Source organism: Methylobacterium sp. 391_Methyba4 (assembly GCF_029691625.1).
GTDB classification, from domain to species: Bacteria; Pseudomonadota; Alphaproteobacteria; order Rhizobiales; family Beijerinckiaceae; genus Methylobacterium; species Methylobacterium fujisawaense.
In genome coordinates this window covers 1727321-1752815 of record NZ_CP121475.1, presented here as the reverse complement: position 1 = coordinate 1752815, position 25495 = coordinate 1727321, and the positions used below count along the sequence as shown (strand labels likewise).

At 74.3% G+C, this 25495-nt stretch carries 24 protein-coding genes and 1 tRNA gene; 16 read left to right on the top strand and 9 right to left on the bottom strand.

The window, feature by feature from the left end:
• Positions 1 to 230 precede the first annotated feature (230 nt).
• The 3 genes from P9K36_RS08295 to P9K36_RS08285 are packed head-to-tail and all read left to right on the top strand — an operon-like array spanning position 231 to position 3198.
• On the top strand, positions 231 to 2081 hold the full coding sequence (locus tag P9K36_RS08295) for a reverse transcriptase family protein (protein ID WP_278306887.1): 1851 nt from the start codon (positions 231 to 233) through the stop codon (positions 2079 to 2081).
• Positions 2078 to 2827, top strand: coding sequence for a sel1 repeat family protein (locus P9K36_RS08290; RefSeq protein ID WP_182592951.1), 750 nt, complete (start codon positions 2078 to 2080; stop codon positions 2825 to 2827). Before P9K36_RS08295 ends, P9K36_RS08290 begins: the two co-directional genes overlap by 4 nt.
• A complete protein-coding gene (locus P9K36_RS08285) occupies positions 2824 to 3198 on the top strand; it encodes a hypothetical protein (RefSeq protein WP_278306886.1) in 375 nt (124 codons plus the stop codon). Before P9K36_RS08290 ends, P9K36_RS08285 begins: the two co-directional genes overlap by 4 nt.
• A 65-nt stretch (positions 3199 to 3263) precedes the next feature.
• Here the strand turns inward: P9K36_RS08285 and P9K36_RS08280 are convergent, their stop codons facing one another.
• From P9K36_RS08280 to P9K36_RS08270, 3 genes are all read right to left on the bottom strand, one after another.
• Positions 3264 to 4367: an adenylate/guanylate cyclase domain-containing protein gene (locus P9K36_RS08280; protein WP_278306885.1), complete on the bottom strand. Its 1104-nt coding sequence runs from the start codon at positions 4365 to 4367 to the stop codon at positions 3264 to 3266.
• Between the two features lie 338 nt (positions 4368 to 4705).
• Positions 4706 to 4781, bottom strand: a tRNA-Ile gene (locus tag P9K36_RS08275).
• 37 nt (positions 4782 to 4818) lie between these two features.
• Positions 4819 to 5205, bottom strand: a complete 387-nt coding sequence (locus P9K36_RS08270) for a hypothetical protein (protein ID WP_236952902.1) — start codon at positions 5203 to 5205, stop codon at positions 4819 to 4821.
• 471 nt (positions 5206 to 5676) lie between these two features.
• On the opposite strand from P9K36_RS08270, the gene P9K36_RS08265 reads away from it, so the two are divergent.
• From P9K36_RS08265 to P9K36_RS08255, 3 genes are all read left to right on the top strand, one after another.
• Entirely contained in the window at positions 5677 to 6234 is a 558-nt protein-coding gene (locus P9K36_RS08265; protein ID WP_075379960.1) for a metallophosphoesterase, read from the top strand.
• Positions 6235 to 6301: 67 nt separating this feature from the next.
• Entirely contained in the window at positions 6302 to 6619 is a 318-nt protein-coding gene (locus P9K36_RS08260) for a hypothetical protein (RefSeq protein WP_278306884.1), read from the top strand.
• 73 nt (positions 6620 to 6692) lie between these two features.
• Complete coding sequence (locus P9K36_RS08255) at positions 6693 to 6938, top strand: hypothetical protein (RefSeq protein WP_278306883.1); 246 nt, start codon at positions 6693 to 6695, stop codon at positions 6936 to 6938.
• Positions 6939 to 7176: 238 nt separating this feature from the next.
• On the opposite strand, the gene P9K36_RS08250 is transcribed toward P9K36_RS08255, so the two are convergent.
• Positions 7177 to 7938, bottom strand: a complete 762-nt coding sequence (locus P9K36_RS08250; protein WP_043382349.1) for a sigma-70 family RNA polymerase sigma factor — start codon at positions 7936 to 7938, stop codon at positions 7177 to 7179.
• 371 nt (positions 7939 to 8309) lie between these two features.
• On the opposite strand from P9K36_RS08250, the gene P9K36_RS08245 reads away from it, so the two are divergent.
• From P9K36_RS08245 to P9K36_RS08220, 6 genes are all read left to right on the top strand, one after another.
• Positions 8310 to 9491 (top strand): YihY/virulence factor BrkB family protein, encoded by a 1182-nt coding sequence (locus P9K36_RS08245; protein ID WP_091994787.1) that lies wholly within the window; start codon positions 8310 to 8312, stop codon positions 9489 to 9491.
• A gap of 407 nt (positions 9492 to 9898) precedes the next feature.
• Positions 9899 to 10609 (top strand): Crp/Fnr family transcriptional regulator, encoded by a 711-nt coding sequence (locus P9K36_RS08240; RefSeq protein WP_043355518.1) that lies wholly within the window; start codon positions 9899 to 9901, stop codon positions 10607 to 10609.
• A 111-nt stretch (positions 10610 to 10720) separates the two neighbouring features.
• Entirely contained in the window at positions 10721 to 12040 is a 1320-nt protein-coding gene (locus P9K36_RS08235; RefSeq protein WP_278306882.1) for a LarC family nickel insertion protein, read from the top strand.
• Positions 12037 to 12858 carry an adenine nucleotide alpha hydrolase gene (locus tag P9K36_RS08230; protein WP_278306881.1) on the top strand — a complete coding sequence of 274 codons (822 nt, stop codon included), beginning with the start codon at positions 12037 to 12039 and terminating at the stop codon, positions 12856 to 12858. Before P9K36_RS08235 ends, P9K36_RS08230 begins: the two co-directional genes overlap by 4 nt.
• Positions 12855 to 13535 (top strand): nickel pincer cofactor biosynthesis protein LarB, encoded by a 681-nt coding sequence (gene larB, locus P9K36_RS08225; protein ID WP_043355532.1) that lies wholly within the window; start codon positions 12855 to 12857, stop codon positions 13533 to 13535. Before P9K36_RS08230 ends, larB begins: the two co-directional genes overlap by 4 nt.
• Before the next feature lie 55 nt (positions 13536 to 13590).
• Complete coding sequence (locus P9K36_RS08220) at positions 13591 to 14700, top strand: aldo/keto reductase (protein WP_053609750.1); 1110 nt, start codon at positions 13591 to 13593, stop codon at positions 14698 to 14700.
• Between the two features lie 62 nt (positions 14701 to 14762).
• Here the strand turns inward: P9K36_RS08220 and P9K36_RS08215 are convergent, their stop codons facing one another.
• A complete protein-coding gene (locus tag P9K36_RS08215) occupies positions 14763 to 17036 on the bottom strand; it encodes a xanthine dehydrogenase family protein molybdopterin-binding subunit (RefSeq protein ID WP_278306880.1) in 2274 nt (757 codons plus the stop codon).
• A 239-nt stretch (positions 17037 to 17275) separates the two neighbouring features.
• Positions 17276 to 17845 carry a PepSY domain-containing protein gene (locus P9K36_RS08210; protein WP_043382364.1) on the bottom strand — a complete coding sequence of 190 codons (570 nt, stop codon included), beginning with the start codon at positions 17843 to 17845 and terminating at the stop codon, positions 17276 to 17278.
• A 210-nt stretch (positions 17846 to 18055) separates the two neighbouring features.
• Between P9K36_RS08210 and P9K36_RS08205 the strand changes: the two genes are divergently transcribed.
• Complete coding sequence (locus P9K36_RS08205; RefSeq protein WP_043355542.1) at positions 18056 to 18304, top strand: hypothetical protein; 249 nt, start codon at positions 18056 to 18058, stop codon at positions 18302 to 18304.
• A 4-nt stretch (positions 18305 to 18308) separates the two neighbouring features.
• Here the strand turns inward: P9K36_RS08205 and P9K36_RS08200 are convergent, their stop codons facing one another.
• A complete protein-coding gene (locus tag P9K36_RS08200; RefSeq protein ID WP_236952901.1) occupies positions 18309 to 19073 on the bottom strand; it encodes a 3-hydroxyacyl-CoA dehydrogenase in 765 nt (254 codons plus the stop codon).
• Between the two features lie 379 nt (positions 19074 to 19452).
• On the opposite strand from P9K36_RS08200, the gene P9K36_RS08195 reads away from it, so the two are divergent.
• Positions 19453 to 20229, top strand: a complete 777-nt coding sequence (locus P9K36_RS08195; protein ID WP_278306879.1) for an SGNH/GDSL hydrolase family protein — start codon at positions 19453 to 19455, stop codon at positions 20227 to 20229.
• Between the two features lie 26 nt (positions 20230 to 20255).
• Positions 20256 to 20543 carry a hypothetical protein gene (locus P9K36_RS08190; RefSeq protein ID WP_244538853.1) on the top strand — a complete coding sequence of 96 codons (288 nt, stop codon included), beginning with the start codon at positions 20256 to 20258 and terminating at the stop codon, positions 20541 to 20543.
• An 11-nt stretch (positions 20544 to 20554) separates the two neighbouring features.
• Here P9K36_RS08190 and P9K36_RS08185 read toward each other — a convergent pair whose 3' ends face one another.
• Complete coding sequence (locus tag P9K36_RS08185) at positions 20555 to 21334, bottom strand: GNAT family N-acetyltransferase (RefSeq protein WP_278306878.1); 780 nt, start codon at positions 21332 to 21334, stop codon at positions 20555 to 20557.
• The gene (locus P9K36_RS08180) at positions 21331 to 24279 is read right to left on the bottom strand and encodes an amino acid adenylation domain-containing protein (RefSeq protein WP_278306877.1); all 2949 of its coding nucleotides are present in this window, start codon (positions 24277 to 24279) and stop codon (positions 21331 to 21333) included. The genes P9K36_RS08185 and P9K36_RS08180 overlap by 4 nt, the downstream gene beginning before the upstream one ends.
• A gap of 185 nt (positions 24280 to 24464) precedes the next feature.
• On the opposite strand from P9K36_RS08180, the gene P9K36_RS08175 reads away from it, so the two are divergent.
• Complete coding sequence (locus P9K36_RS08175; protein ID WP_244538854.1) at positions 24465 to 25469, top strand: GNAT family N-acetyltransferase; 1005 nt, start codon at positions 24465 to 24467, stop codon at positions 25467 to 25469.
• Positions 25470 to 25495: the final 26 nt, after the last annotated feature.

Here is a 25495-nt window from a genome sequence, read left to right as displayed (position 1 = left end):
TCCCTGCACCCTGCCCGGCAAAGCGTCACTGGCCCGCTCTTCACTGGGCCGGCACTGACCACCGGTGCGCGTTCGCGGTTTGGGTTCGCTGAACCCAAACGCGCACCGGTGGTCGTGCCGGCGTCGAGTGGACCGGGCCAGTCCCGAGACTTGACGAAGGCATCCTGGCCGACGTCCCCCGTCACGCTTCCCCCCGTCATCCCTCCCGCCGCCCGCGCCGGAGGCCGCCGATGAGCCCGCAGCCCGGCAGCCTGACCCGCCAGCAGCTCTACGACCGGATCCGCGAGAGCTCGAAGGACGAGGTCATCCTCGAGGAGATGATCCGGCTCGGATTCTGGCCGGACGGGGCAGAGCAGCCCAACCCGCCGGAGGACCTGATCCGCCGCCGCGGCGAGATCGCCCGCGCCCTCGCCGATCTGCACCGGCGGGAGGCGGCGTGGCGCGACCCCGAGGCCGCCCTCAAGGAGATGCATCGCCGCCGCAAGACGGCGGCGCTGGAGCGGCGGCGCGAGACGAAGCTGCGCAACGCCCGCGACCGCCACGCCCGGGCGCAGGCGTGGCACGCGCGCCGGGAGGCGGAGATCCTCCATCTCGGCGATGGCGTCTCGGCCGGCCTCGCGAACGCGGATGCGCCCGCGCGGGGGCCCGCCCCCGGTCTTCCCGCCCTGGCGAGCCCGAAGGCGCTGGCGGAGGCCATGGGGATCGGCCTCGGCGAGCTGCGCTTCCTCGCCTACGACCGGGCGCTCAGTGCGGTGAGCCATTACCGGTGCTTCACCATCCCCAAGAAGGCGGGCGGCCTGCGCCGCATCTCGGCGCCGATGCCGCGGCTGAAGCGGGCGCAGTACTGGATCCTCGACGCGCTCCTCGCCCACGTTCCCGTGCATGGGGCGGCCCACGGCTTCGTGCCCGGCCGCTCGATCGTCACCAACGCCGCCGCCCATGTCGGGCGGGACGTGGTGGTCAATCTCGACCTCAAGGACTTCTTCCCGAGCCTCGACTACCGGCGGATCAAGGGGAAGTTCCGGGGCCTGGGCTACGCCGAGCCGGTGGCCACCGTGCTGGCGCTGCTCTGCACCGAGCCGGACGTGGACGCAGTCGAGATCGACGGCGCGCGCCTCTACGCCGCCCGGGGCCCCCGCCGGCTGCCGCAGGGCGCGCCGACGAGCCCCGCGCTCACCAACCTCGTCTGCACCCGGCTCGACGCCCGGCTCACCGGCCTCGCCGCCAGCCTCGGCTTCACCTACACGCGCTACGCCGACGACCTGACCTTCTCGGCCTCCGGCGCGGCCGCCGGGAAAGTCGGCGCGCTGCTCAAATACGTCCACGCCATCGTCGCCGGGGAGGGCTTCACCGTCCATCCGGACAAGACCCGGGTGATGCGCCGCGGCCGGCACCAGGAGGTGACCGGGCTGACCGTCAACGAGCGCGTCGGCGTGCCCCGGGAGACCCTGCGCCGCTTCCGCGCGCTGCTGCACGGGCTCGATCGGCACGGGCCGGCCGGGCGGCGCTGGGGCGCGGCCGGCGAGGGCGACGTGCTCCGCGCCGCGGTCGGCTTCGCGCAGTTCGTCCGGATGGTCACGCCGGAGACCGGTGCGCCGCTGGTGGCGCAGGCCCGCGCCCTCGCGGACCGCCACGGGCTGCGGCCTGCGGTGCGGCCGCAGCCGGACTTCCGCGCCCGGTCCGCGCGGGGAGCAATGCCGCTGGCCCGCTGGTGGGCGCCGGCCCCCCGTCCCGCGCCCGAGCCGGACCCGATCCTGGCCGAGGCCGAGGCGGCTGCCGCGCGGGCGGTCGCCGAGGCTGCGGCCCGCGCGGCCGCGCCGGTGCCGGGCCGCAGCGGCGTGCCGGCCTCCGGGCGCCCGCGGTTCGGTACACCCGAGCCGGTCGCCCCCGCGCAGGCCGCGCCCGGCACGGTCGCGGAGGCCGACGACGCCCCCATGAAGCCCTGGAAGGTGGTCCTCGGGGTCTTCGTCCTGTTCCAGGCGGGCGCCCTGCTGCATCCGGCGCTCGGGCTGCTCGTCCTCGTGGTCGCCCTGGTGCTCGGCCTCCGACGCCTGCTGCGCCGCTGGCGCCGGCGCCGGTGAGCCCGCCCCGGCGCCGTCTGGCCGGGCGAATCCTGGCCAGCCTCGCTGCGGCCCTCGCCCTCGCGCGCGGGCCGGCGGCCCGGGCCGAGGAGGCGCCCGGCGCGATCATCTTCAACAAGGCGGAGGCCGCGGGGATCGGGGAGCCGCTGCGGCAGGACCCGGCGCTGCTGCGCAGCTTCCCGGCCTGCCCGGCCGACACCTTCGCGCGGGAGCGCCCGGTCTGGCGGCGGGCCTTCGCGCCCCGGCGGCCCACCGAGCGCCGCTGCGCGCGCGAACCCGCGGCCTGCTTCGTGCTCTGCACCCGGTGGTCGAACGCGCCGGCCTGCTTCGACCTCGCCCTCGCCTTCGAGCACCATTCCCTCGACGTCCCGGATATCCTCGACAAGGAGCGCCTCTACGCCCTCGCCTGCGCGGGCGGGTTTCCGGCGGGCTGCACCAACCGGGCCGCCGGGATCCGCAACGGCGGCTACGCGGCCGATCCCTTCCGCGATGCGCCGCGCGCGGACACGGACGCCTGCCTCGCCCGGAGCTTCCGCCTCGATTGCGACCGGCGCGGCGCCTGGGGCTGCGCCATGCTCGGCCAGGCCTACCGCCTCGGCGAGGGCGTCCCCGCCGAGGCGTCCCGCGCCCGGGCGGCGTTCGACATGGCCTGCGCGATCAACCCGGACTTCGCGGCCTGCGCCTTCGCCAAGCGGCAGGTGGCCGAGATGGACGCGCCGCCGGACAGCGCGGACGACGCGCCGTGAGGTCCGGCGAGGCCGGGGCGGATCCCGAGGCCCTGCGGGCCCTCTACGGGCGGAGCGATCCGTGGCCGGCCGGTCCCCCTGCCCCGGGCCTCAGGCGCGCCTGCCTGTGCGTGGAGGTGGACGAGGCGGACGACGTCGCCGCAGCGGAGCGCTGGATGCTGGCCCATGCCGGCCGGCTCACCTGCGTGCGCAGCACCGGCTGCGGCTGCTGCGTGATCGGCTGGGACATCGAGGGGCCGGCGGCGATCATCGACACCCTGCCGGCGGCACGGGCTGCGGCGTTCGACGGGCCGAGCCTGGCGGCGGCTCCCCGGCGCGCGCCGGTCGCCTGGGGGCGGCGCCTCTGGAACCGCTGCTTCCGCCGCGGCTGAGACGCGATCCCGGACCGGCCACGCCGCGCGCCGGGCGCCGGCCGGGATGCGCGGCATGCGACCTCCTAGCGCCGTTCCGCGACGACCTCCGGGCGATCCGGCGCCTTCGGATCCGGCCTCCGCCCCGGGATCGGCCTCTCCGCCACCGCGGCTCCGCGTTCGAGGGTGGCGACCGCCAGGGGCGCCCCCCGGCCGCGCAGGGCGTGCAGGCCCAGGGGGCGGGCGCGGACGCCGTCGGGCAGCGGGTCCAGCCGTCCGAGGAGATCCTGCGAGATCAGGATGCCGACGCCGAGCGGGCGGCACAGGGCCTCGATCCGCGCCGTCACGTTCACGGCGTCGCCGAAATACGCGATCTTGTGGCGGTCGACTCCGACCTCGGCCGTGACCACCGGGCCGCCATGCAGCGCCGCCCGCAGCCGCGGGACCGTCCCGAACCGGGCGCTCCAGGCCGCGGCATCCGCCTCGATCCGGTCGAGCACCGCGAACAGGCCGGTGACGCAGCGCGCGTCCTTGAGGCCGCGCCTCATCGGCCAGGTGATCATGGCGAGATCGCCGACATAATCGTCCACGGAGCCGCCGTTGCGCCGCACCGGCTCGGCCAGCGTCGCGAACACGGCCCCGAGATACTCCTGGGCGCGCAGATCGCCGTGGGTCTCGGCGAAGGCGGTGGAGCCGACGACGTCGAGGAACAGGAAGATCCGCTCCTCCTGCACCGGCTTGTGGTAGCGGCCGATCATGAAGTTCACGAACACGGCGCCGCCGATCAGGTCGCGCATCCGCATGGCGAAGACGAGGAGGGCCGACACGGCCAGGGAGTAGGCGAGAAACCGCGGCGTGATGCGCACGGCCGTGGACAGGCTGTCGCCGGTGAGGCCGAACCCCCAGACGACCAGGCCGCCGAGGGCGCAGCCGAGGGTGATCAGCACCACGTAGAGCAACTCGGCCGCGAGCATGTAGACCAGCGCCGGCAGGCGGCGGATCCGCGGCTGGAGACCCGACAGGGTCAGGGCGGGGACGAAGGCCAGCACCGTCCCGCCCACTGCCAGGGCGTAGACGAGGCCGGCGAGCATCGAGGCCCCGCCGACGAAGAGCACATTGTAGAGGAGGCCCGCCCCGCCGCAGGCGAGGAGGAGGGTCAGGGCCCAGAGCCAGCGGTAGTGCGGAAGCATGGGCTGTCGGCGGGAGAGAGCGTGGCGGCGGCCGCGGTGCGACCGACGCGATGGCAGGGGAGGAAGGCGAGAGAGCGACGAACGCGGCGAAGACTCGGTCTGATTCGGTGCGTCGCAGACTGCCCGTTCGCGCTTGATCGATCGGGATCAATGCGCACCGTCCACATCACGGTGTCGGGCGGTGTCGCGGCCGTGCCACAGGGCGCGTTCGGCCTCGCCGTCGTGAGCGGCTCCTGGGCGAGGGACCGATCCGGGCTCGGCCCCTGTGGGTCGGCGGAACCGCGTGAATGCGGGATACGGGGGGCCGGCGAGGGTGGTGCGGCTGCCCGCGGCCAGCCTGGTGGGCCCGGCAGGACTCGAACCTGCAACCAGACCGTTATGAGCGGCCGGCTCTAACCATTGAGCTACGGGCCCGGGAGGCGCCGACGGATAGCCGATCCCCGGCCGTCCGTCACCCGGATTTCGCCGCCCCGCGCAGGCGCCGGGTCCGGGGGGCCGGGGCCTGACGGGCTGATTCGTCCCCCGGCAGGGGCGCCCCGTCCTTGATGCGCCACAGGTAGCGCGCCAGGATCGAGCGGTACGGTGCGAAGGCCGACGCCACCGCGCCGGCATCGGCCTGCCCGGTGAGGCGGCGCAGGCACCCCACCGCCGCCACGTCGCCCGCGGGCCAGATGTCGGGGTCGTGGAAATGGAAGATGCCGACCATGTCGGCCGTCCAGGGGCCGACGCCGCGTATGCCGCACAGGATCGCCGCCCGCTCGGGATGCGGCAGGCCGGCGAGGCCGGGGCCGAGCAGGCCCGCCGCCTCGGCCGCCACGATCGCCTGGAGGGCCCGCACCTTGTTGCCCGAGATCCCGCAGGAGGTCCGCGTCGCCGGCCTCGAACAGGCCCCGGGGGCTCGAATCCGCCGCCGCGGCGGCCGCCTCGATCCGGGCCCAGATCGCCCCGGCCGCCCGGGTGGAAAGCTGCTGGTTGACCACCTCGACGAACAGGCGGTCGGCGACGCGCGGATGCGCCGGCGGCTCGATCCGGATCGGACCGGCCTGAACGAGGGCGGCCCGCAGCGCCGGATGGGCGCGCGCCGCGTCCAGGAGATGGGCGTAGATCGCGGGATCGAGCATCGCCTCAGCCCATCCGGCCCGCACGGCGCTCCGCCCCTCGGGGAGCCGGCCGGCCTCGCGCGCCGCACCCGTATCCGAGCCGCGGCCCCGTTTCCAGTCCGGCAGACGGGATGCCGCGCAGCGCCATCTTGTCCGGGCCTCTCCGGCCGGTCTGGACGGAACGCGATGGCGGCCCAGGTCTCGACGGCATGGCGATCTTCTTCACCGCGGACACGCATTTCGGCGACCCGCACATCCTCCGCCACCGCGGGGCGCGGTTCGGCAGCCTCGAGGCCCACGACGAGGCCCTGGTCGCCGGGTGGAACGCCGTGGTCGGCCCGGAGGATGCCGTCTGGCATCTCGGCGACTTCGCCGCCCATGCGAGCCCCGCCCATTGCGCGGCGATCTTCGCGCGGCTGAACGGCACGAAGCGCCTGGTCCGGGGCAATCACGATTCGAACCGCGTCCTCGACCTGCCCTGGGCGGAGCCGCCGGTTGAGAGCGCCCGCCTCTCCGTCGCGGACGCGCAGGGGCGGCCGCACCGCCTGTTCCTGTCGCACTACGCGCATCGGGCCTGGCCGGGGCTGTGGCGGGAGACGCGCCACCTCTATGGGCACAGCCACGGCTGCCTCGCCGACACCACGCGCTCCTGCGATGTCGGCGTGGATGCCTGGAACGACCGTCCGGTCACCCTCGACGCCATCCTGATCCGCCAGGACGCGGCCGCGGGCGTGCCGGAGGAACTCGCGGCCCACGGCCTGCGCTGATGACAGGCCGTCGGCGCGCGCTATCGTCCGCGGGAGACGCGAGATCCCGGCAGGAGGCCGCATCGCCATGACCGACATCCCCGCCCCGCCGTCGGGCTGGACCGCCGCCGCGACGCAGGCCGCGGCCGAACTGGGCCTCGGCACCGATTGGGCCGCCCTCGCCGCGCCGGACTGGACTCGGCTCTGCCGACGGGCCGGCGAGATCCTCGCCGGCCAGGGTCACGCGCCTCCGGCCGGTTGGGACGCCGCCCTGGCGCACGCCCTCGGCCGCCCCGATCCGGCGGCGGCCCGGGACGAACTGGCCCGGGACGAGCTGGCCCAGGACGCCGCGAACACCGTGCTCGCCGAGCGGGGCGAGGTGTTCGCGCCGGAGGACGATGCGTGAGGCGGACGACCCGGGCGCGCCTTCGCGCCGGCAGGTGGTTGCCGTCGCGGGGGTGCGGGCCGATGTAGAAGGCATGCCTTATCCCGAACGCCGGCGCGCCGCCCCGAGACCGACCGAACGCTATGGCCCCGGCCCGGCGCCCTCCGCCCTGCGCGTGGTTCCCCTCTCGGGCGGCCCGGTCCTCGACGCGCAGACGCGCCTGCGCCTCGGCCACCAGATGCGGGCGATGTACGATCCGGTGATCGACGAGGCTCTGGATCCCCGACTGGCGGAGCTGCTGCAGCAGCTCGACTCGGACCGGGGCGGCGGTTCGACCTGAGGTCTGGGCTGGGCCCCACCTCTGCCCGGCACATCCGCCGGAGATGCGGGAAGAGGCCCCCATCGGTGGATCGGGGGGATGTCACACCGATGGGAGCCGAGCCGAGTCGACGGATCGACCCAACCCGCTTCATATCGCCCAGGCGCCGGCCCGGACGCTTTCACCTAAGTCAAATTTCCTGCCGAATACGGCGGTCTGAGTGTCGAATTGGCTTATTCGACCTGGAGAATCGTCCCGATCAGGCCGAGCTGCCGGTCACCGACAGCATGACCCCGTCGCTGCCGATCTCGGCTCCACTGTATCCGAGCATCCGCGCGAGCTGTTCGCGGGCGCGCCAGACGCGGCTCTTCACGGTCCCGATCCGGCAGTTCATCACGGCGGCGGCCTCGTCATAGCTCAGGTTCTCGATCGCCACGAGAACCAGCGCCTCCCGCATCACCGGGGCGAGGCGGTCGAGGGCGGCGCGCACGTCCTGAAGATCGAGATGGCCCCCCTGCTCGGGAATGCTGGTCAGCCGCTCGGCATAGGTGCCGTCGGTGTCGGCGACCTCGCGGCCCTGCTTGCGGTGCTGGCTGTAGAAGACGTTCCGGAGGATCGTGAACAGCCACGCCTCCAGATTGGTGCCGGGGGTGAAGCCGCCGCGGCCGCGCCAGCCGCGCAGCAGGGTGTCCTGGACGAGATCGTCCGCCGCAGCCGGGTCGCGGGTCAGCGAGACCGCGAATCGGTGCAGCGCCGGCACCACCTCCAGCAGACCCGCCCGGAACAGCTTGTCCCGCTCGCCCTCGGCCTGCGCGAGGGCCGTCTCCAGGCGCGCCAGCAGGTCGGCGAAGGGGTCCGAGGCGGGCTCCGACCCGAGGCCGATCCGGTCGTAGGCGCGGCCGAGCAGGGTGCCGAGATGGGCCCGCACGGCCTCCGGCAGGCCGTGGCGGGTCTCCGCCCCGGCCTCCTCTGCACGATCCGTCACGGGATCGAGGAGCGATGAGCCTTCGGTGTCGGGCATACGGTCCGGTCGTCGGCGAGTGGGCCGGTTGCGCCCATGGGACTGTTTGTGGCGTGCCCGGGCCGCCCATGCCGCAACATGGGTTAGCGCTTTTCCCGAAGGGGGCTCGGCCGCGGGGCCGCGCCGGCGCGCAGCGCCGTCGGGACGGGCCGGCCGATGCCGCCCGAGGTGCCGGTCACGACCGCCGACCCGCCGCTCAGGCGCGCCGATCAGGCCCTGCGTCCCGCGTTGCCGTCGTATTGCAACTGGACGGCGAACCCTTGCCCGCGCCGCGGTGTTTGCCTTCGCAGCTGCAGCCGGTCGGGTGCGCCGTCATGTGCGGCCGACCGGCCTGCGCCGACACGTCCGCCCGAACCCCGCCGAGGTCACCGATGCCAGCCCCCGATCCAGCCCGCACCGCGGGTTCCGCTCCGGAGGGGAGCGCCTCGACGGTCTGGACGCTCGCCCTCGCCACCGCGCTGATCGGCCTCGTCGCCCTTCCGCGCCGGACGGGGCCGCCGGCCCCACGCCCCGCCGACCACTCCGGAGACCGCTCCGCCGGGCGGGACGGGGCGCGCCGGACGTCGCCCTCGCACGCGGGCCAGGAGGCGCAGGCTGTCGCCCGGACCCAGGCCGATCGCGGGCGGGGGGCCTCGACGCCGGCCGAGATCCCCGCCAAGGGTTGGAAGGACATCGCGCTGCGGGCCTATCACGACATCGGCGAGAACCGCCTGTCGCTGATCGCGGCCGGCGTCACCTTCTTCACGCTCCTGGCGATCTTCCCCGCGGTGGCGGCCCTGGTCTCCTGCTACGGCCTCGTGGCGGATGCGGCGACCATCAACGACCAGCTCGCCAGCCTCCAGGGTATCCTGCCCCAGGGCGCCCTGGAGATCGTCGGCGACCAGGTGAAGCGGCTGAACGCGGAGGGCAACAGCACCCTCGGGCTCAGCCTGGTGTTCGGCGTCGTCCTGTCGGTGTGGAGCGCCAATGGCGGGGTGAAGCACGTCTTCGACGCCCTCAACCTCGTCTACAACGAGCGCGAGAAGCGCAACTTCTTCGTGCTCAACTTGGTCTCCCTCGCCTTCACGGCGGGCGCGCTGCTGTTCCTCGTCCTGGCGCTGGCCGCGGTGGTGGCGGTGCCGGTGATTCTCGCGTCTGTCGGGCTCGGCGCGGATGCGTGGTGGCTGTCGCTGCTGCGGTGGCCGGTTCTGCTCCTGGCAGTCCTGCTCGGGCTCGCCCTGCTCTACCGCTACGGGCCGAGCCGGGACGCGCCGCGCTGGCGCTGGGTCACGCCCGGGGGCGCCCTGGCGGCTGTGCTGTGGCTCGGCGCATCGGTGCTGTTCTCTTGGTACGTCGCCCATTTCGGCAGCTACAACAAGACCTACGGCTCCCTCGGTGCGGCGGTCGGGTTCATGACATGGATCTGGCTCTCGACCATGATCATGCTGGCCGGCGCCCAGGTGAACGCCGAGATGGAGCACCAGACCGCCGAGGACACCACCGTCGGCGCGCCCCAGCCCCTGGGCACGCGCCGGGCACGCATGGCCGATACGGTGGGCGCCGCCGCGGACTAGCGCCGCACCCGGTCCGGCGCGAACGGTCTTTCCGAGCGACCCGCGCGTACGATCTGCGCGAACAACCTGCGTGGGCGCACCGGATCGACGCGTCCCCCGTCCTCAAGCCCGGGAACGACGACTTAACACAGGTTGGCGCACGTTTTTCTGCTGCAGGCACAAGCCGATCAAGATGATCCGGACTTCGATGTTCGGATGACGGTTTGGTCCCTGCCGATAGAAATATCCTTGTCCCATTATTTCACCGATACCCCCGGCGGCACCGTCGTGCGGGACGCTTCGGACGCGCGCGACGTCCCCCGGTCCCGTGCACTTGGCCGCGATGCGGCCGAATCTCCGGTCGGGCCCGTCTCCCTCCCGAGGGTCGCCGACACGCCGGTGTCGCGGTGATCTGACCGGAGGGGGACGTGGAGAACCCGTTCGTGCGGAAGATGGAGCGGCACGTCCGGCTCGCACCCGAGGACCGCGCGGTCCTCGACGGGCTGGGGCGCCAGCACGTCCGCCATGTCGCGGCCCGTCAGGATATCGAAGGGCAGCAGAGCGACCCGTCCCACACGCACCTCATCCTCGACGGCTGGGCCTGCCGGTACAAGCAGTTTCCGGACGGGCGGCGGGCGATCGTCGCGCTGCTCCTGCCGGGCGACCTGTGCGATCCGTTCGTCTTCCGCCGGGCGCACATGGACCACGCCATCGGTGCGCTGACCTCCGTCACCGTCGCCCGGATCGCGCCGGACCAGCTCGGCGACGCGATCCGCGGCCGGCCGGCCGTGGAGGAATGCCTGTGGCGGGAGATGCTCGCCACCACGGCCCTCCACCGGGAGTGGATCGCCAGCGTCGGCCGGCGCTCGGCGATCGAGCGGCTGGCGCACCTGTTCTGCGAGCTGCACCTGCGGCTGACACGCGTCGGCCTCGCGGACGGGATGACGCTGCCGATGCCGGTGACCCAGCCCGATCTCGCCGATGCCCTCGGCCAGACGAGCGTACACATCAACCGCACCCTGAAGGAGCTGCGCATCAGCGGCCTCGTCGCCCTGCGCAGCCGGCGCCTGACGATCCGCGACCTCGACGGGTTGATGGAGCGGGGGCTGTTCGATCCGGCCTATCTGCAGCTCTCCTGACCGGCGCGGGCGATACGCCGCGGCCCCGCAGGCCGGCCGAACCTTGCCGCGGAACCGCCGCGGCCGATCTGAGGCGGACCTCCCTCCCGGCACGGGCCCGCGCGACACACGATGCACATCCACCTCGACGCGCTCGGCGGCGTGGCCGGCGACATGTTCGCTGCCGCCCTGCTGGACGCCTTCCCTGAGCATCAGGCCGGCGTCTCCGCCAGCATCCGGGCGGTCGACGGGCGCATCGCCTGCGCGGTCCGGGCGCACAATGACGGGATCCTCAGCGGCGCGCGCTTCGCCGTTTCGGCCCCCGGGGTGGAGCCCGGACCCGCGCCGCACCGACACGACCACCCGGCACGCCACGACCATCCGCATCCCCACGATCACGATCACGCCCACGATCACGCCCATGATGACGGCCACGGTCACGGCGATGGCCACGATCAGGGTCACGGTCACGGACACCGGCCCTGGTCGGAGATCCGCGCCGCGCTGGAGGCGGCGGATCTCGCGCCGGCGGTCCGGGCGCAGGCCCTCGCCATCTTCGGCCACCTCGCCGCGGCCGAGGCCCGGGTCCACGGCATCGCGGTCGAGGCGGTGGCGTTCCACGAGGTCGGCGCCTTCGATTCCATCGCCGACATCGTCGCCGCCGCCCACCTGATCGCCGCGCTGGGGGTGCGGAGCTGGAGCGTTTCGGCCCTGCCGCTGGGCTCCGGCCGGGTGCGGACCCAGCACGGTCCCCTCCCCGTCCCGGCCCCCGCCACGACGCTGCTCCTCGAGGGCTTCTCGACCCTCGACGACGGCGTGCCCGGCGAGCGCGTCACCCCCACCGGCGCGGCGATCCTGCGCCATCTCTGCGGCGAAGACCCCGGGCGGGGCCGTCCGCGGGGCATTCTCGGGCGCACCGGCATCGGGTTCGGCACCAAGGTCCTGCCGGGCCTGAGCAACTGCCTGCGCGTCCTGGTGCTGGATGAGGCGGCCGCCCGTCCCGGCCGGCGGGACCTCGCGGTGATCGCCTTCGAGATCGACGACCAGTCCGGCGAGGATCTCGCCATGGGCCTCGACCGGCTGCGGGGTGAGCCCGGAATCCTGGACGTCGTGCAGGCGCCGGTCCTCGGCAAGAAGGGCCGGATGATGGCCCGGATCCAGGTTCTGGTCCGCCCGGAGAGCCTGGAGGCGGCGATCGCGGCCTGCTTCCGGGAGACCACCACGATCGGCCTGCGCTACCATCGGGTCGAGGGGGCGGTGCTCGACCGCGAGGCCCGCACGGTGGATCATGCGGGCCGACCCGTCCGGGTGAAGGTCGTGGACCGCCCCGGCGGGCGCACCGCCAAAGCCGAGGCCGACGATGCCCGCGACCACGCGGGTCACGCCGCACGGGCGCGCTTGCGCCGCGAGGCCGAGCGCCTCGCCCTGACTGTGCCGGAGGAGGAGCGGTGACGCGCCAGAAACTCGAAGCCGTCCTGGCGGGACTCGGCCCCGTCGCCGTGGCGGTGAGCGGCGGGGTCGACAGCCTGACCCTCGCCACCCTCGCCCACCGGCTGGCGCCGGGCACGACCCTGGTGGTGCACGCGGTCTCGCCGGCCGTGCCGGAGGAGGCGACCGCGCGGGTCCGCGCCGAGGGCGCCCGCGAGGGCTGGACCCTGCGGGTGATCGAGGCCGGCGAGTTCGCCGACCCGGCCTACCGGGCCAACCCGGTCAACCGCTGCTTCTTCTGCAAGACCAACCTGTACGGGGCGGTCCGGCGGGTGACCGACCGGCAGATCCTCTCGGGCGCCAACCGCGACGACCTCGGCGAGTACCGCCCCGGCCTCGACGCCGCCCGGGAGCACGGCGTGCGCCACCCCTACGTGGAGGCGGGGTTCGACAAGGCTTCCGTGCGGGCGCTCGCCCGCGACCTCGGCCTCGGCGCCGTGGCGGAGCTGCCGGCGGCCCCGTGCCTGTCGAGCCGGGTCGAGACCGGCATCCCGATCGAGCCGGAGACGCTGGGCTTCATCCACGCCGTCGAGCGGCTGGTGGGGGGCGCCCTCGCTGCGGGGACCGGCGCCAAGCGGGCGGTCCGCTGCCGGGTGCGCGCCGAGGGCGTGGTGGTGGAACTCGATCCCGGGAGCCTGGCGGCCCTCGACGCGGACAGCCGCGCCGAACTCGGGGCCGGGATCCGGGACATCGCACCGGCGCGTCTCGCCGGCCCGGTTCGGTTCGCGCCCTACCGGGTCGGCAGCGCCTTCCTGGTGCAGCAGGGGGAGGCCCGTTCGTGAGCGTCGCGGAAGAATTCACCCTCGACTTCGCCCGGTCGGAGCGGATCGGGCTGGAGGAGGCGATCTTCTGCGCCGGCAAGAGCCCTGAGCAGATCGACGCGATCCTGGAGTCCGCCCGCGCCCGGGGCGCCTCGCTCCTCCTCACCCGCCTCGATCCGGAGAAGCGCGACCGGCTCGATGCGGCGGCCCGCCTCGACTATTGCCCGGTCTCCCGGACGGCGGTGTTCGGCGAGGCGCCCCGGATCACGGGCCCGGCCCGGGTCGCCGTGGTGGCGGCCGGCACCTCGGACGTGCCCGTCGCCCGCGAGGCCCTGCGGGTGCTGGCCTATGCCGGCCGTGCCGCCGCGCTCTTCGCCGATGTCGGCGTCGCCGGCCTGTGGCGGCTGACCACGCGGATCGAGGAGATCCGCGCGCATCCGGTGGTGATCGTCGCCGCCGGCATGGATGCGGCGCTGCCCAGCGTCGTCGGCGGCCTCGTGGCCGGCGCGGTGATCGCGGTCCCGACCTCCGTGGGCTACGGCGTCGCCGCGGGCGGCCGCGCCGCCCTCGACGCGGTGCTGGCGAGCTGCGCCCCCGGCATCACGGTGGTCAACATCGACAACGGCTACGGCGCCGCCTGCGCCGCCCTGCGCCTGCTCCACGCGGCAGGACGCCTCGCCGCGGAGACCGAACGATGAGCCGGCCCGACGCATTACCTCTCCTCACCCGGACACTCACGAACGGAGACAGCCGATGGAACGCCGCAGCTTCCTACAGGGCGCCGTGCTCGGCGCGGGCTTGGCTGGCGCCGGCAGCGCAGGTGCGGCCGTGAACGCCCCCGTGCTCCCGGGCAACCGCCCGCAGGACCCGGCGGACCTGCCCTTCGTCACCGATCCCGGCGAGCGCCGGGGCGAGATGCTCTACCGGACCTTCGGGAAGACGTCGGAGAAGATCTCGGCGATCGGCATGGGCGGGTTCCACCTCGGCAAGAAGGCCGTGACCGACGACGAGGCGACGCGGCTGATCCATGCCGGGATCGACCGCGGCATCACCTTCATGGACAATTGTTGGGACTACAACGACGGGCGCTCCGAGCTGCGCATGGGCGCGGCCCTCGCCCAGGGCGGCTATCGCGACAAGGTCTTCCTGATGTCCAAGATGGACGGGCGGACCAAGGAGGAGGCGATCAAGCAGATCGACCAGTCGCTCCTGCGCCTGCGCACCGACCGGATCGACCTCGTCCAGCACCACGAGATCCTGCGCTTCGACGACCCGGACCGGGTCTTCGCCGAGGGCGGGGCGATGGAAGGCTTCCTGGAGGCCAAGAAGGCCGGCAAGCTGCGCTACATCGGCTTCACCGGCCACAAGGACCCGCGCATCCACCTGCAGATGCTGGAGGTCGCCGCCGAGCGCGGCTTCCACTTCGATTCCGTGCAGATGCCCGTCAACGTGATGGACGCGCATTTCCGCTCGTTCAGCCACCTCGTCCTGCCCTATCTCGTGCAGAACGGCATCGCGCCGCTCGCCATGAAGACTTTTGGCGACGGGGTGATCCTGAAGGCGGACGCGCCGATCAAGCCGATCGAGTACCTGCACTTCTCGTTGAACCTGCCGGTCTCGGTGGTGATCACGGGCATCCAGAACCAGCGCGACCTCGACCAGGCCTTCGAGGCGGTGAAGACCTTCAAGCCGATGGACAAGGCGGCGGTGGCCGAGCTGCTGTCGCGGTCGAAGCCCTATGCGCTGGAGGGCAAGTACGAGCTGTTCAAGACGAGCGCGACCTTCGACGGCACCGCCAAGAACGCGGCATGGCTGGGCGAGGACGTGGCAAGCGTGAAGAAGCTCGCGCCGACGATGGAGTAGAGCGGGTCGCAGAATGGCGCGCCCTCCCTCCCCCGCAGAGGGGGAGGGAGAAGCGGCCGGCGTTACGCCACGTCCTCCAGCCGGATCGGCAGGCTGCGGATGCGGCGGCCGGTGGCGTGGTGGACGGCGTTGGCGATGGCGGCGTTCACCCCGATGATGCCGAGTTCGCCCAGACCCTTCAGGCCCAGCGCGTCCACCCGGTCGTCGGGATCGGGTAGCAGCAGCGCCTCGACCTCCGGCGCGTCGGCCGCCGTGGGGACGAGGTATTCGGCCAGATCCGGGTTGCGGTAGGCGGCACCGTCGAGCACCGTCTCTTCGAGCAGCGCCGAGCCGAGGCCCCAGATCATCCCGCCCGTGAGCTGGCTCCGCGCGGTCAGCGGGTTGAGGATGCGCCCCGCCGCGAAGGCGCCGGTGAGCCGGGCCACCCGGATCTCCCCGGTCTCGGCATGGACGTGGATCTCCGCGAACTGCGCGCCGAAGCCCCAGGACACGGCTTTCCCGCCCCCGCCCAGGCTGAGCCCGATATGGCCCTGCCGCAGGCCCGCGAGCGCCGTCTCGCGGTCGCCGCCTTCGGGCACGAACGCCGCGACGGTCTCCACGCCCGCCGGTCCGACCGCCTCGGCCAGCGCGATCCCGGCCCCGTCCGGGGCCACGAGCCGCCCGTCCGCGAGGCGCAGCGTCCCCGGATCATGGCCGGCGAGGCGGCCGCCCTGCCCGGTCGCGGCCTGCGCGAGGGTCTCGCGGATCTGCCCGCAGCCCAATGCCAGGGCGTTCATCAGGCTGGTGGTCGTGCTCGATCCGCCCGAGATGCCCGCGGCCGGCAGCTCCGTGTCGCCGAGCCGGACCGTGACCCGCTCCACCGGCACCCCGAGCCCGTCCGCGGCACCCATGGCGAGCAGCGTGGTGATGCCGTTGCCGATCTCGTGGTGCGCGCAGGCCACCTCCGCGGACCCGTCCGGGCCCAGCCGGACCCGCATCGTCGCGGCGGCGATCTTCACCGGCCGCACCGAGGTGGCGCAGCCGAGACCCACCCGCCAGGGACCGTCGCGCATCGAACCCGGACGCGGCACCCGGCGCGACCAGCCGAAGGCCTTGGCGCCCGCATCGAAGCAGGCCATCAGCGGCCGGGTCGAGAACGGCTTTCCGCTGACCGGATCCACCGCCGTGTCGTTGAGCCGGCGCAACTCGATCGGGTCCATGCCGAGCGCCGCCGCCATCTCGTCGACGGCGCTCTCCAGGGCGAACAGGAACGGGACCTCCGGGGGCGCCCGCATCGGCCCCGGCGTGTTGCGGTCGACCCGCACGGCCCGCTCCTCGGTCCGGATGTTCGGGCAGGCGTAGAGGCTCGCGGTCACCTCCGCGCCCTCCATGACGAAGGGATCGAAGCGCGAGGTCACGGTGTCGGCTTCGTGGACCAGGGCGGTGAAGCGGCCCGTCCGGTCGGCGCCGAGCCGGATACGGTGGCGGGATTCCGGCCGGTAATTGGCGATGGTGAAGCATTGCCGCCGGCTCGGGACCAGGGAAACCGGCCGGCCGAGGCGCTTGGCCGCCAGGGCGACGAGCGCCGTGTGCTGCGACAGCGCGAATTTCGAGCCGAAATGGCCGCCGATCAGGCCCGCCACGACCCGCACCTGCGCGGGATCGAGGCCGAGCTGCGCGGCGAGTCCGTGCTGGACCGCGCCGACGTAGCGGGTCGGCTCGTGCACCGTGAGCCTGTCGCCGTCCCAGGCGGCCCGGGTGGTGAACAGCTCGATCGGGTTGTGGTGCTGGACCGGCGTCTCGTAGCGCGCCTCGATCCGGACGGCCGCCGTATGCAGGGCGGCTTCGGCATCACCGCGGGCGATGTCCTCGTGATGGGGCTTCAGGTCGGCCAGCCGCACGGTCTCGGCGCCGGGCGCATCGAAGCCGCCGGCGGCGGGCTCGGCCGCGTAGGCGACCCGGACCGCGCCCGCCGCCGCCGCGGCCGCTTCCTGCGTCTCCGCCACGACCAGCGCCACGATCTGGCCGGCATAGGCGACCGCGTCGGAGTCGAGGGGGCGGTGCGAGCTGTTGGCGAAGCCGCCGGCCATCAGGTGCTTCACCGGCGCCACCGCGCCCGCGAAATCCCGGTGGGTGAAGATCCCCAGGAGACCCGGCACCCGCCCGGCGGCTTCGAGGTCGAAGCCGGTGATGCGGCCCCGGGCGATGGTGCTGGTCACCAGGGCGGCGTGGGCCGTGGCGGTCTCCGGGCCAATGCGGTCGGAGCTGTAGAGGGCCCGGCCCGTGACCTTGTCGGGGCCCTCGACCCGGGTATGGGCCCGTCCGAGATGACCCTCGTCCAGCGCGCGTGCGTCCATCCTGCCCTTCCCGTCCGCGGCCGCTCCGGCCGCCGCTTACGAACGGAATGGACGAGACGGTGGTTCGGGTCCGCTCGCCGCGGGGCGACAGGTTGCAGCGGCCGCTCCGGCCGAGCCGTCCTCGCGCATGAAGCGCTTCGGGGCAGCGCGGCCTGGATCGGCCGGGCGTCCCCCGGATTGCCGCGCGCCCCGCGCGAGGACGGGGCGGGCTGCGGCGGCCTGCGCCGCAGCCCGGCGCCTCAGTTCAGGACCTTGCCGTCCGGCCCGACCTTGATCTCCTGCTCCTTGTCGGCGCCGGCGACCTTGATCTCGTACTGGACCGCGGAACCGTCCTTCTCGACCTCGGCCTCGTAGGCCTTGCCGCCGCCGGCCTTCTGCTCGGCGATGGCGAGCGCGTCCTTCAGCGAGGTCTTGGCGTTCTGGAAGTCGGAGGCCTTCAGCCGGGTGAAGTAGCGCTCGATCGGCTGGTTCTCGGTCTTGTAGAGGGCGCCGGTATCGGCGTTGATGCCGTATTCGACCAGCTTGCCGCTCGGGTAGACGACCTTGATCGCGTAGTGGGCCGGATCCTTGCTGTCGGCCTTCTCGAAGTCGGCGTCGATGGCGCGGCCGCCCTTCTCGTCGCCCTGCGACTCGGCGGTGGCGAGCGCCTGGGCGAGGCCGACCTTGGCGACCTTGGCGACCTGCCACTCCTTCAGGTTGCTGTCGGCCTTGGTGGCGGGTTCGGCGGGGGTCGCGGTGGGGGTCTGGGCCACGGCGAAGCTGGCGGAGAGGGCGAGCAGGCCAGCGGCAGCGGTGAGGCGGGTGATCATGGCGGGTAGTCCCTTTGCGGGCTCGTTCACGGGAGCGTGAAACGTCGGGTCCGGAAATCCGGTTGCCCGCGCCCGGAAAAAATTCTGCCGCCGTCGCCCCGGAGCGCGGCCGGGCGCCCCGCGAGACGGGCGGCCGGGGCCCCTGTATGAGACGCTGACGATCCGGCGTGCCCCTCGGCGACGGCGGAGCCCTCACGGATGGAGCAGGCCATGACCGCGCACGAGCCCGAGCCGCTGGACGATTTCACGCGCCTGCACGCCAAGCTGTCCGCCCTGGAGATCGTGCTCGGCGTCCTGATCGGGCGGCTCTCCGAGGAGAACCCGGAGATCCGCGAGGACGTGAAGCGCGACGTGGCGGCGATCCTGTCGGATATGCCGATCGACGGTCCGAGCGAGGAGATGATCGCCGCCGAGGTCCGCCGGGCCGCCGCGGTTCTGACCAGCGTGTCGATCGGCTGAGCCGTCAGCGCGGCGGCATCCGCAGCGCCCCGTCGAGGCGGATCGTCTCGCCGTTCAGCATCGGGTTCTCGCAGATGTGGCGGACGAGGTCCGCGTATTCCGACGGGCGGCCGAGGCGCGGCGGGAAGGGCACGCTCTGGCCGAGGGTGTCCTGCACGTCCTGGGGCAGCCCCGCCATCATCGGGGTCTCGAAGATGCCCGGCGCGATGGTCACCACCCGGATGCCGTGCCGGGCGAGTTCCCGGGCGAGGGGCAGCGTCATGGCGACCACGCCGCCCTTCGAGGCCGCGTAGGCGGCCTGCCCGATCTGGCCGTCGAAGGCCGCGATCGAGGCGGTGTTGACGATCACGCCCCGGGCGCCCGCCGCGTCCGGCGCCTCCCGGGCGATGGCGTCGGCCGCCAGCCGGATCATGTTGAAGGTGCCGACGAGGTTGACCGAGACCGCCCGCGCGAAGGTCTCGAGCCGGTGCGGCCCGTCGCGGCCGACCACCTTCTCCCCCGGCGCGATGCCGGCGCAGTTCACGAGCCCGTGGAGGTGCCCGAAGGCGTCCAGCGCCGTCCGGACCGCCGCCGCGCCATCGGCCTCGCGGGTGACGTCCGTCTCGACGAAGCGCGCCTGCGTCCCGAGATCCGCCGCCACCCGGGCGCCGGCCTCCCGGGCGATGTCGGCCACGACAACCCGGGCCCCCGCCGCCGCGAGGCCCCGCGCCGTCGCCTCCCCGAGGCCGGAGCCCGCGCCCGTGACGATGAAGACCCGATCCCTGATCATCTCGCTGGCCATCCTGGCCCCCCGACGGTTCCGGGCGACCGACGGCGCCCCGCGGCCACCGACCTAGCGCGGCGCCGCAGCGGCCGGAAGTCGTCCCCGTTCGGATCCGGGACCGATCCGTTCCGCTGGCCGATTGACGTGTGAATTTTTCCCACATAAAACATGCGAAGACGATCTGCGGTCGCGGATCGGATGTCCCCGTGTTTCCCGCGCTTCGGTGCCCGGTCGCCAAGTCATGCCGTGTCCATGTCAGGGAACGGCCAAGTCATGGTGCGGCCGAGTCGTGCGGTCGTGACGGTTCTGTCGCGGGCCGCACCCGTCATTCTCCGGTCCCGGCCATCCGGGAGCGGCCGAGCCCTCACGCCTGATCAGGACAGTCATGGACGTCCCCTGGATCGAGACCGCCGCCCGGCACTGGCGGCATGGGCGGATCGTCGGGCGCCGGTTCGCCGACCGGCGTCCCGGCATCCGCGCGGCCCTGCGGGCGGCCGCGCCGGACAGCGTGCTGCTGGCCGGCAACTCCCACGCGGAGTTCGTCGGAACGCCGGATCTCGGCGGCCGGGCCTGCATCAACATCGCCGTCGGCGGCAGCACCGCGGCCGATTGCGGCCGCCATCTCGCGGAGCTGCGCGTTCCGGCCCGCTGCGCGGCCGCGGTGCTGATCATCGGCACCAACGACCTCCAGCGCTGGCGGCATCCCGAGCGGGCCCGCGTGGTCGACCGGTTCGAGGCCGATGTCCGGCGCATCCTGCGCAGTCTGGAGGCGTGGTCGGCACAGGTGTTCGTCGCCGCCGTACCGCCGGTCGGAATCGGGGCGACCGGCCGGGATCCCGCCGCCGTCGCGGTCTTTTCGGACCGCTTGGGGAGGCTGTGTGCCGAGGGGGGCCACACCTTCTTCGACCCGTTCGCGGCGTGGCGCGCCGGCACCGGGGGGCTCGCCGGCCCCGGTCTCCACCGGGACGGCGTGCATCTGGCCGATTACGCGCCCCTGGCCGCGGCGCTCTCCCGCGCGGTGGCGGGCATGGTCCCTCCGGCCGGGCGGCCGCTCCGCCCGGATGTGCCCTGTCCCGGGCCCCGCCCGACGCCCGTCGCGACCGCGCCTGCCGCGACGGCGCCCCTGCGGGTCCTGCGCGCGGCCTGGGTCGGCCGGCCGTGAGGATCCGCGCGCTCCGGGTCGCGGCCATGCGCCCGCCCTCGCGCGGCGACAGGCCGTCCCTGCCGCGCCGGGTCTGGCCCGCCGACGCGGCGGCGTGGCGCGACGAGAACGGCGTCCGGCAGCCCCGGGCGGCGCGGCGCACCCTCGCGGCGCTGGCGGCCCTCGAGTCCCGCGGACGGTACGACGCCTGGGCGGAGGGCGAGGGCAAGGTCGTCGCCGGGCCGGTCAGCGCGCTGGTCCTGGGCGACGCGGAGGCGGAGATCGGGTTCGTCTTCAGCCTCACGCCCGACGGGTATGGCGCGGAGCCGTTCTGAACGGATCCCGATCAAGGCGGGCTCGTGCACAGCAGGGTGGGCGCGCAGACCGTCCGGAAGCCCGCCCGGACGTAGAGCGCCTCGACCGCGCCGCCGGCCGGGCATTGCAGGAAGACCTGGGTGGCCCCGCGGACCCGCGCCTCGCGCAGGGCCGCGACGGTCACGGCGGTGCCCAGGCCGCGACGCTGCCGGTCGGCCCGCGTGCTGACATTGTACAGCCCCGCCCTGTCGCCGCGCAGGTAAAGGCTCGCGCAGGCCGCCGGACCGGTGGCGTCGCGCAGGACGAGGTGCAACGGCGCGAGTCCGGTCCTGCTCCGGGCCGCGCGCAGGGCCGGGATATAGAAGCGGCGCAGATGCGTCCGCACGCCCGGGTCGTCGGACAGGTGAGCGAAGACCCGCTCGAAATCCGGCCCCGGTGCGGGCGCCGCCTGCACGGTGATCGCGCCACCCGCCGCGGACGACGACGGCCGCGGCCACGCCACCATCCAGCTCGCCGGGTAGAGCGCCGCCGGCTCGAACAGATCGCGCAGCAGCGCCACCTCCGCGTCGTCCCGGGCCAGGAAGGCCGGCGCCCGGGCACGCCCGAGGGCCGCGGCCCCCGCCCAGGCGAACTGGTCGGGCCGATGCACCCCGAAGGCGAAGTTCAGGGTCGGGTCCGGAATGCTCCGCGACCAGACGTAACCCGCCCCCCCGGGGCCGTGCTCGACGCCGTCGATCAGGGAGCCGGTGAGCGCGGCCACATGGGCGTCGCGCAGGGCCTCGAAGGTCAGATCGGGATCCCGCGGAGTCATGCGGCGGTCCCGGCGGCGGCTCCGGCGGCAGTCCCGGCGACGGTCCGCGCGGCCCGGCCCCATGCCCCGGCACCGGGCGCCATCAGCGCGGCGATCCGGTCGTGGAGATACGGCGACAGGACGATGTCGAGATGATCGGTTTCCGGTACGGTCTCCACCGCGAGAAGCCGGCTGGTGAGCGGGGACCAGTCGATCACCGGCAGGCCGCGGGTCAGGGACTCCGCCGCCACGAAGCTGTGGACCGGCACCGCGGCGGGTTCCAGCTGGAGGCCGCGGAACTGAATGGCGTGGTCGACCAGCGTCCAGAGCATCCGCTCCCGGCTTCCGACCTCGGGTCCGTCGGTCGGCAGGGGCTGCGGCTCGGCGGCCAGGAAGCGCAGGAACTGCAGGTCGGCCTCCGGGTCCATGCGGGCGCGCAGAGCCGCCCAATGCGCACGCATCGGCGAGCGCTCGAGCCAGGCGCCGACCAGCGATTCGTGGGCCGCCCGCTCCTCGGGCGCGATCGGCCGGCCGGCGCCGGGGGCGAAATTGGCCTCCAGGCCGCAGGCATCGAGCATGCCGACGCACGCCAGGGGGAAGCCGGGGCCGAGCCGGCGGGCGGTCTCGTAGGCCAGCACTCCGCCCCAGGACCAGCCCAGGAAGACGCACGTGCCGGCGCGGCCGCGCATCAGGCCGCGCACCCGCTCGGCATAGGCGTCGGCGAGGTCGGCCACCGCCGGCAGCGGCCGGACCGCCTCCACCAGGGAGGCGCACAGGAAGCCGTGCGCCTCCTGCCCGGGACCGAGATGGGCCACCAGGGGCTCGTATTCCCGGGTGCTCACCAGGAGTCCCGGGAACAGCACCAGCACCGGCCGGTCGCTCTCCGGCCGCCCGGCGGACAGCCGGACCGTGGGGGCGAGGCCCTCGTCGGCGGCCTCCGATCCGGCATCGATCCGCGCCGCCAGCTCCCCGATGGTGGGATCGCGCAGGAGGTCCGCCACGCCGATCCCGCCCCGGGGCGCGATGAGGCGCAGGCGCGCCACCAGCCGCAGGGCCGACAGGGAATCGCCGCCGAGTTCGAAGAAGCGCCGGTCCGCCACCCGGACCGGAAAGCCCAGGACCTCGGACCAGATCCCGGCGAGCCGCCGCTCCGTGGCGGAGCCGGGGGGCCGCCCGCGCCGGTCGTCGGCGGCGGGGTCCGGCAGGGCGTGGCGGTCGAGCTTGCCGTTGGCGGTCACCGGAAGCCGGTCGAGGAGGGTCAGGCTCGCCGGCACCATGGGCTCCGGCAGGGTGCGGGCGAGGCCGGCGCGCAGGCGGCCGGGCTCCGGGCGGCGCCCGCGTGACGGCACGACGTAGCCCGCGAGATAGGCACCGGCCGGGCCCTCCCGGCGCAGGACCACGGCCTCCGCGACGCCCGGCAGCCCCCGCAGGGCCGCCTCGACCTCGCCGATCTCGATCCGGTGGCCGCGGATCTTGACCTGATCGTCCGCCCGTCCGGCGAAGGCGAGGCTGCCGTCGGGGCGGCGCCGCACGCGGTCGCCGGTTCGGTACATCCGGCCGCCGCCCGCGGCGAAGGGGTCCGGCAGGAACCGCTCGGCGGTGAGCGCCGGACGCGCCCAATAGCCCCGGGCGAGGCCGCCGCCGATGTAGAGCTCGCCGGTTTCCCCCGCGCCCACGGGTTCGAGATCGGGCCCCAGCACGTAGGCCGCCCGCGCGCCCACCGGGCCGCCGATCGGCGCGTAGGGCTCGTCGAAGGTCGCGTCCGGCGGCACCGCCCAGATCAGCGGCGAGATCACGCATTCGGTCGGGCCGTAGCCGTTGATCAGCAGCCGGGGCTTCAGGGCGCGTCCGAGCCGCGCGAAGGTCTCCCGGGGCATCCCCTCCCCGCCGAAGGAGTAGACCTGGACCGAAGGGGCCTCGCCCAGGCGCTCGGCCCAGTCGGCGAGCTGGCCGATGAAGCTCGTGGGGAAGCCCGCATGGGTCACCCGGTGCCGGCGGATCTGCGCCAGGGTCTCGGCGGCGGTCCAGAGGTCGGGGCCGCGCAGCACGATGCAGCCGCCGGCCACGAGGGGCGTCATCCAGCGCTCGTGGGCGCCGTCGAACGCGAAGGACAGGACATGGAGCTCGCGCGACTCCGCGTCCATCGCGTAGGCCGCGGCCGTGGTCCGGCAGTGCATGGCGAGCGGGCCGTGTTCCACGAGCACGCCCTTCGGCATGCCGGTGGAGCCCGACGTGTAGATCAGGTAGGCGGCATCCCCCGGCTCCGGCATCACCGGGGCGGCGGCGGCTCGGTCGGCTTCCAGGGCGGCTGGATCGAGCCGGGCGAGGCCCGCCGGAAGCTCCAGGCGCGCGGCGATCGCCGGCGTCGTGACGCAATGCGCGATGCCGGCATCCGCCAGCATCAGCTGCACCCGGGCGGCGGGGTATGCGGGATCGAGGGGCAGGAAGGCCGCGCCGGCCCGCAGAACCCCGAGCAGCGCCACGATCATCTCCGGCGACCGCTCCAGCGCCACCGCGACGCGGTCCCCGCGCCCGATCCCGCGGGCCGCGAGCCCGGCCGCGAGGGCGCAGGCCCGGGTGTCGAGCTCGCCCCGGGTGAGCGTCCGGTTCCCGAACACCACCGCCGGCCGCCCGGGCTCGGCCGCGGCGAGGCGGGCGAGCCGGGCCGGGACGCTCTCGCGGTCGGCGTCGGGGGCTGGCTCCGACAGGGGGACGGCTTCGGGCGCGTGCGCCGGATCGGCGATCCAGTCCCGCGCCGCCGCGATCCCGCAGGGGCCGTATGCCCGGCTCCAGCCGGCGGGCAGCGCCCGGCCGGCCGGCCAGAAGGCGCCGTGCCCGGCCCGGTCGAAGGCCACCACCACCGGTGCCAGGGTCCAATCCCCGGCCGCGTCCGCGGTCGTGTCCGCGCCCGTGTCCGCGATCGCCGCCTCGTCCGCCATCGCCGCCTGGCCGGTCTGCCTGTCCATCCGCTCGCTCCTGCGCCGCTCCGGGCCTCGATGAACTGACGGTTGAGGCGGGGGGCCGTTCACGGCGGCGCCCCGGGGCCTCCGGGCCGCGCCCGCACGAAAGGTCTGAACGCCGGGCGGCCCCATCCGTCAGGGAGGTGCCGGCGACACGCGGAGGACGGATGACGGACGCTTCGAGGCCCAGCATGTCCAGGGACGGGATGCACGACGACACGGCGCACGCCGACGCGCGGGTGCCGCTGACCCTGGAGGGGACCCGGGAGGTGCCGGTGATCCGCCTCGCCGGATCGGTCGAGCCGGCGGCCGCCGTGGATGCGATCCTGGCGCGCGCCGAGGCGCTGACCGCCGAGGACACGCGGGTCTTGCGCATCGCCGTGACGGCCGATCCGGCGACGACCGGGCGGCTGCTCGACCTCGGCGCGGCCCGGCGCAGCGGCGACGGGGTCGAGATCCTGCCGGGGCTTCTCTGGCAATGCGCCGCTCGCTGGCTTCCCGCGGTCCGGCCGCCGTTCCCCGAGCTGTTCACCGCCACGGACGGGCGCCGCCACCCGCTGCGGCCCGGGACGCCCGCCGGCACGGTCTACGCGCGGGCGATCCCCTGGCTCGGCCGCACCGTGAGCTTCCGCACGATGACGGAGCCCGGCGACGTCGCCCTGTTCTCCGCCTGGATGAACGATCCCCGGGTCGCCGCGATCTGGCAGGAGACCGGCACCCTCGCGGCGCATGCCGCCTACATCGCCAAGCTCCAGTCCGACCCCGCGACCCTGCCGCTGTTCGGCTGCCTCGACGGGAAGCCGTTCGGCTATTTCGAGCTGTACTGGGCGCGGGAGAGCCGCCTCGGGCCGCTCTACGAAGCCGGGCCCTACGACCGCGGCTGGCACGTGGCGATCGGCGACGAAGCCGTCCGCGGGCGGCCCGTTCTCTCGGCGTGGCTGCCGTCGCTGATGCATTACCTGCTCCTCGACGAGCCGCGCACGCAGCGGATCGTCGGCGAGCCCCGGGCCGATCACGCCCAGCAGATCCGGAATCTTCACGCCTCCGGCTTCGCGACGATCGCCACCGTCGACTTCCCCCACAAGCGGGCGGCCCTGGTCGCCCTGTCGCGCGAGCATTTCGTCCGCGACCGGCTCTGGGTGCCGGGCGCGGCCGCCGCCGACGCCGCGCCGCGGCCCCCCGCCGTGCCGGCCTAGACCGCCCCCCGAGCGAACAGAGATGC

Excerpts from the sequence above, each read along its gene's own strand:
- P9K36_RS08295 (WP_278306887.1), top strand. The coding sequence starts at position 231 with ATGAGCCCGCAGCCCGGCAGCCTGACCCGCCAGCAGCTCTACGACCGG.
- P9K36_RS08280 (WP_278306885.1), bottom strand. The coding sequence starts at position 4,367 with ATGCTTCCGCACTACCGCTGGCTCTGGGCCCTGACCCTCCTCCTCGCC.
- P9K36_RS08265 (WP_075379960.1), top strand. The coding sequence starts at position 5,677 with ATGGCGATCTTCTTCACCGCGGACACGCATTTCGGCGACCCGCACATC.
- P9K36_RS08260 (WP_278306884.1), top strand. The coding sequence starts at position 6,302 with ATGACCGACATCCCCGCCCCGCCGTCGGGCTGGACCGCCGCCGCGACG.
- P9K36_RS08255 (WP_278306883.1), top strand. The coding sequence starts at position 6,693 with ATGCCTTATCCCGAACGCCGGCGCGCCGCCCCGAGACCGACCGAACGC.
- P9K36_RS08250 (WP_043382349.1), bottom strand. The coding sequence starts at position 7,938 with ATGCCCGACACCGAAGGCTCATCGCTCCTCGATCCCGTGACGGATCGT.
- P9K36_RS08245 (WP_091994787.1), top strand. The coding sequence starts at position 8,310 with ATGCCAGCCCCCGATCCAGCCCGCACCGCGGGTTCCGCTCCGGAGGGG.
- P9K36_RS08235 (WP_278306882.1), top strand. The coding sequence starts at position 10,721 with ATGCACATCCACCTCGACGCGCTCGGCGGCGTGGCCGGCGACATGTTC.
- P9K36_RS08220 (WP_053609750.1), top strand. The coding sequence starts at position 13,591 with ATGGAACGCCGCAGCTTCCTACAGGGCGCCGTGCTCGGCGCGGGCTTG.
- P9K36_RS08215 (WP_278306880.1), bottom strand. The coding sequence starts at position 17,036 with ATGGACGCACGCGCGCTGGACGAGGGTCATCTCGGACGGGCCCATACC.
- P9K36_RS08210 (WP_043382364.1), bottom strand. The coding sequence starts at position 17,845 with ATGATCACCCGCCTCACCGCTGCCGCTGGCCTGCTCGCCCTCTCCGCC.
- P9K36_RS08205 (WP_043355542.1), top strand. The coding sequence starts at position 18,056 with ATGACCGCGCACGAGCCCGAGCCGCTGGACGATTTCACGCGCCTGCAC.
- P9K36_RS08200 (WP_236952901.1), bottom strand. The coding sequence starts at position 19,073 with ATGATCAGGGATCGGGTCTTCATCGTCACGGGCGCGGGCTCCGGCCTC.
- P9K36_RS08195 (WP_278306879.1), top strand. The coding sequence starts at position 19,453 with ATGGACGTCCCCTGGATCGAGACCGCCGCCCGGCACTGGCGGCATGGG.
- P9K36_RS08190 (WP_244538853.1), top strand. The coding sequence starts at position 20,256 with ATGCGCCCGCCCTCGCGCGGCGACAGGCCGTCCCTGCCGCGCCGGGTC.
- P9K36_RS08185 (WP_278306878.1), bottom strand. The coding sequence starts at position 21,334 with ATGACTCCGCGGGATCCCGATCTGACCTTCGAGGCCCTGCGCGACGCC.
- P9K36_RS08180 (WP_278306877.1), bottom strand. The coding sequence starts at position 24,279 with ATGGACAGGCAGACCGGCCAGGCGGCGATGGCGGACGAGGCGGCGATC.
- P9K36_RS08175 (WP_244538854.1), top strand. The coding sequence starts at position 24,465 with ATGTCCAGGGACGGGATGCACGACGACACGGCGCACGCCGACGCGCGG.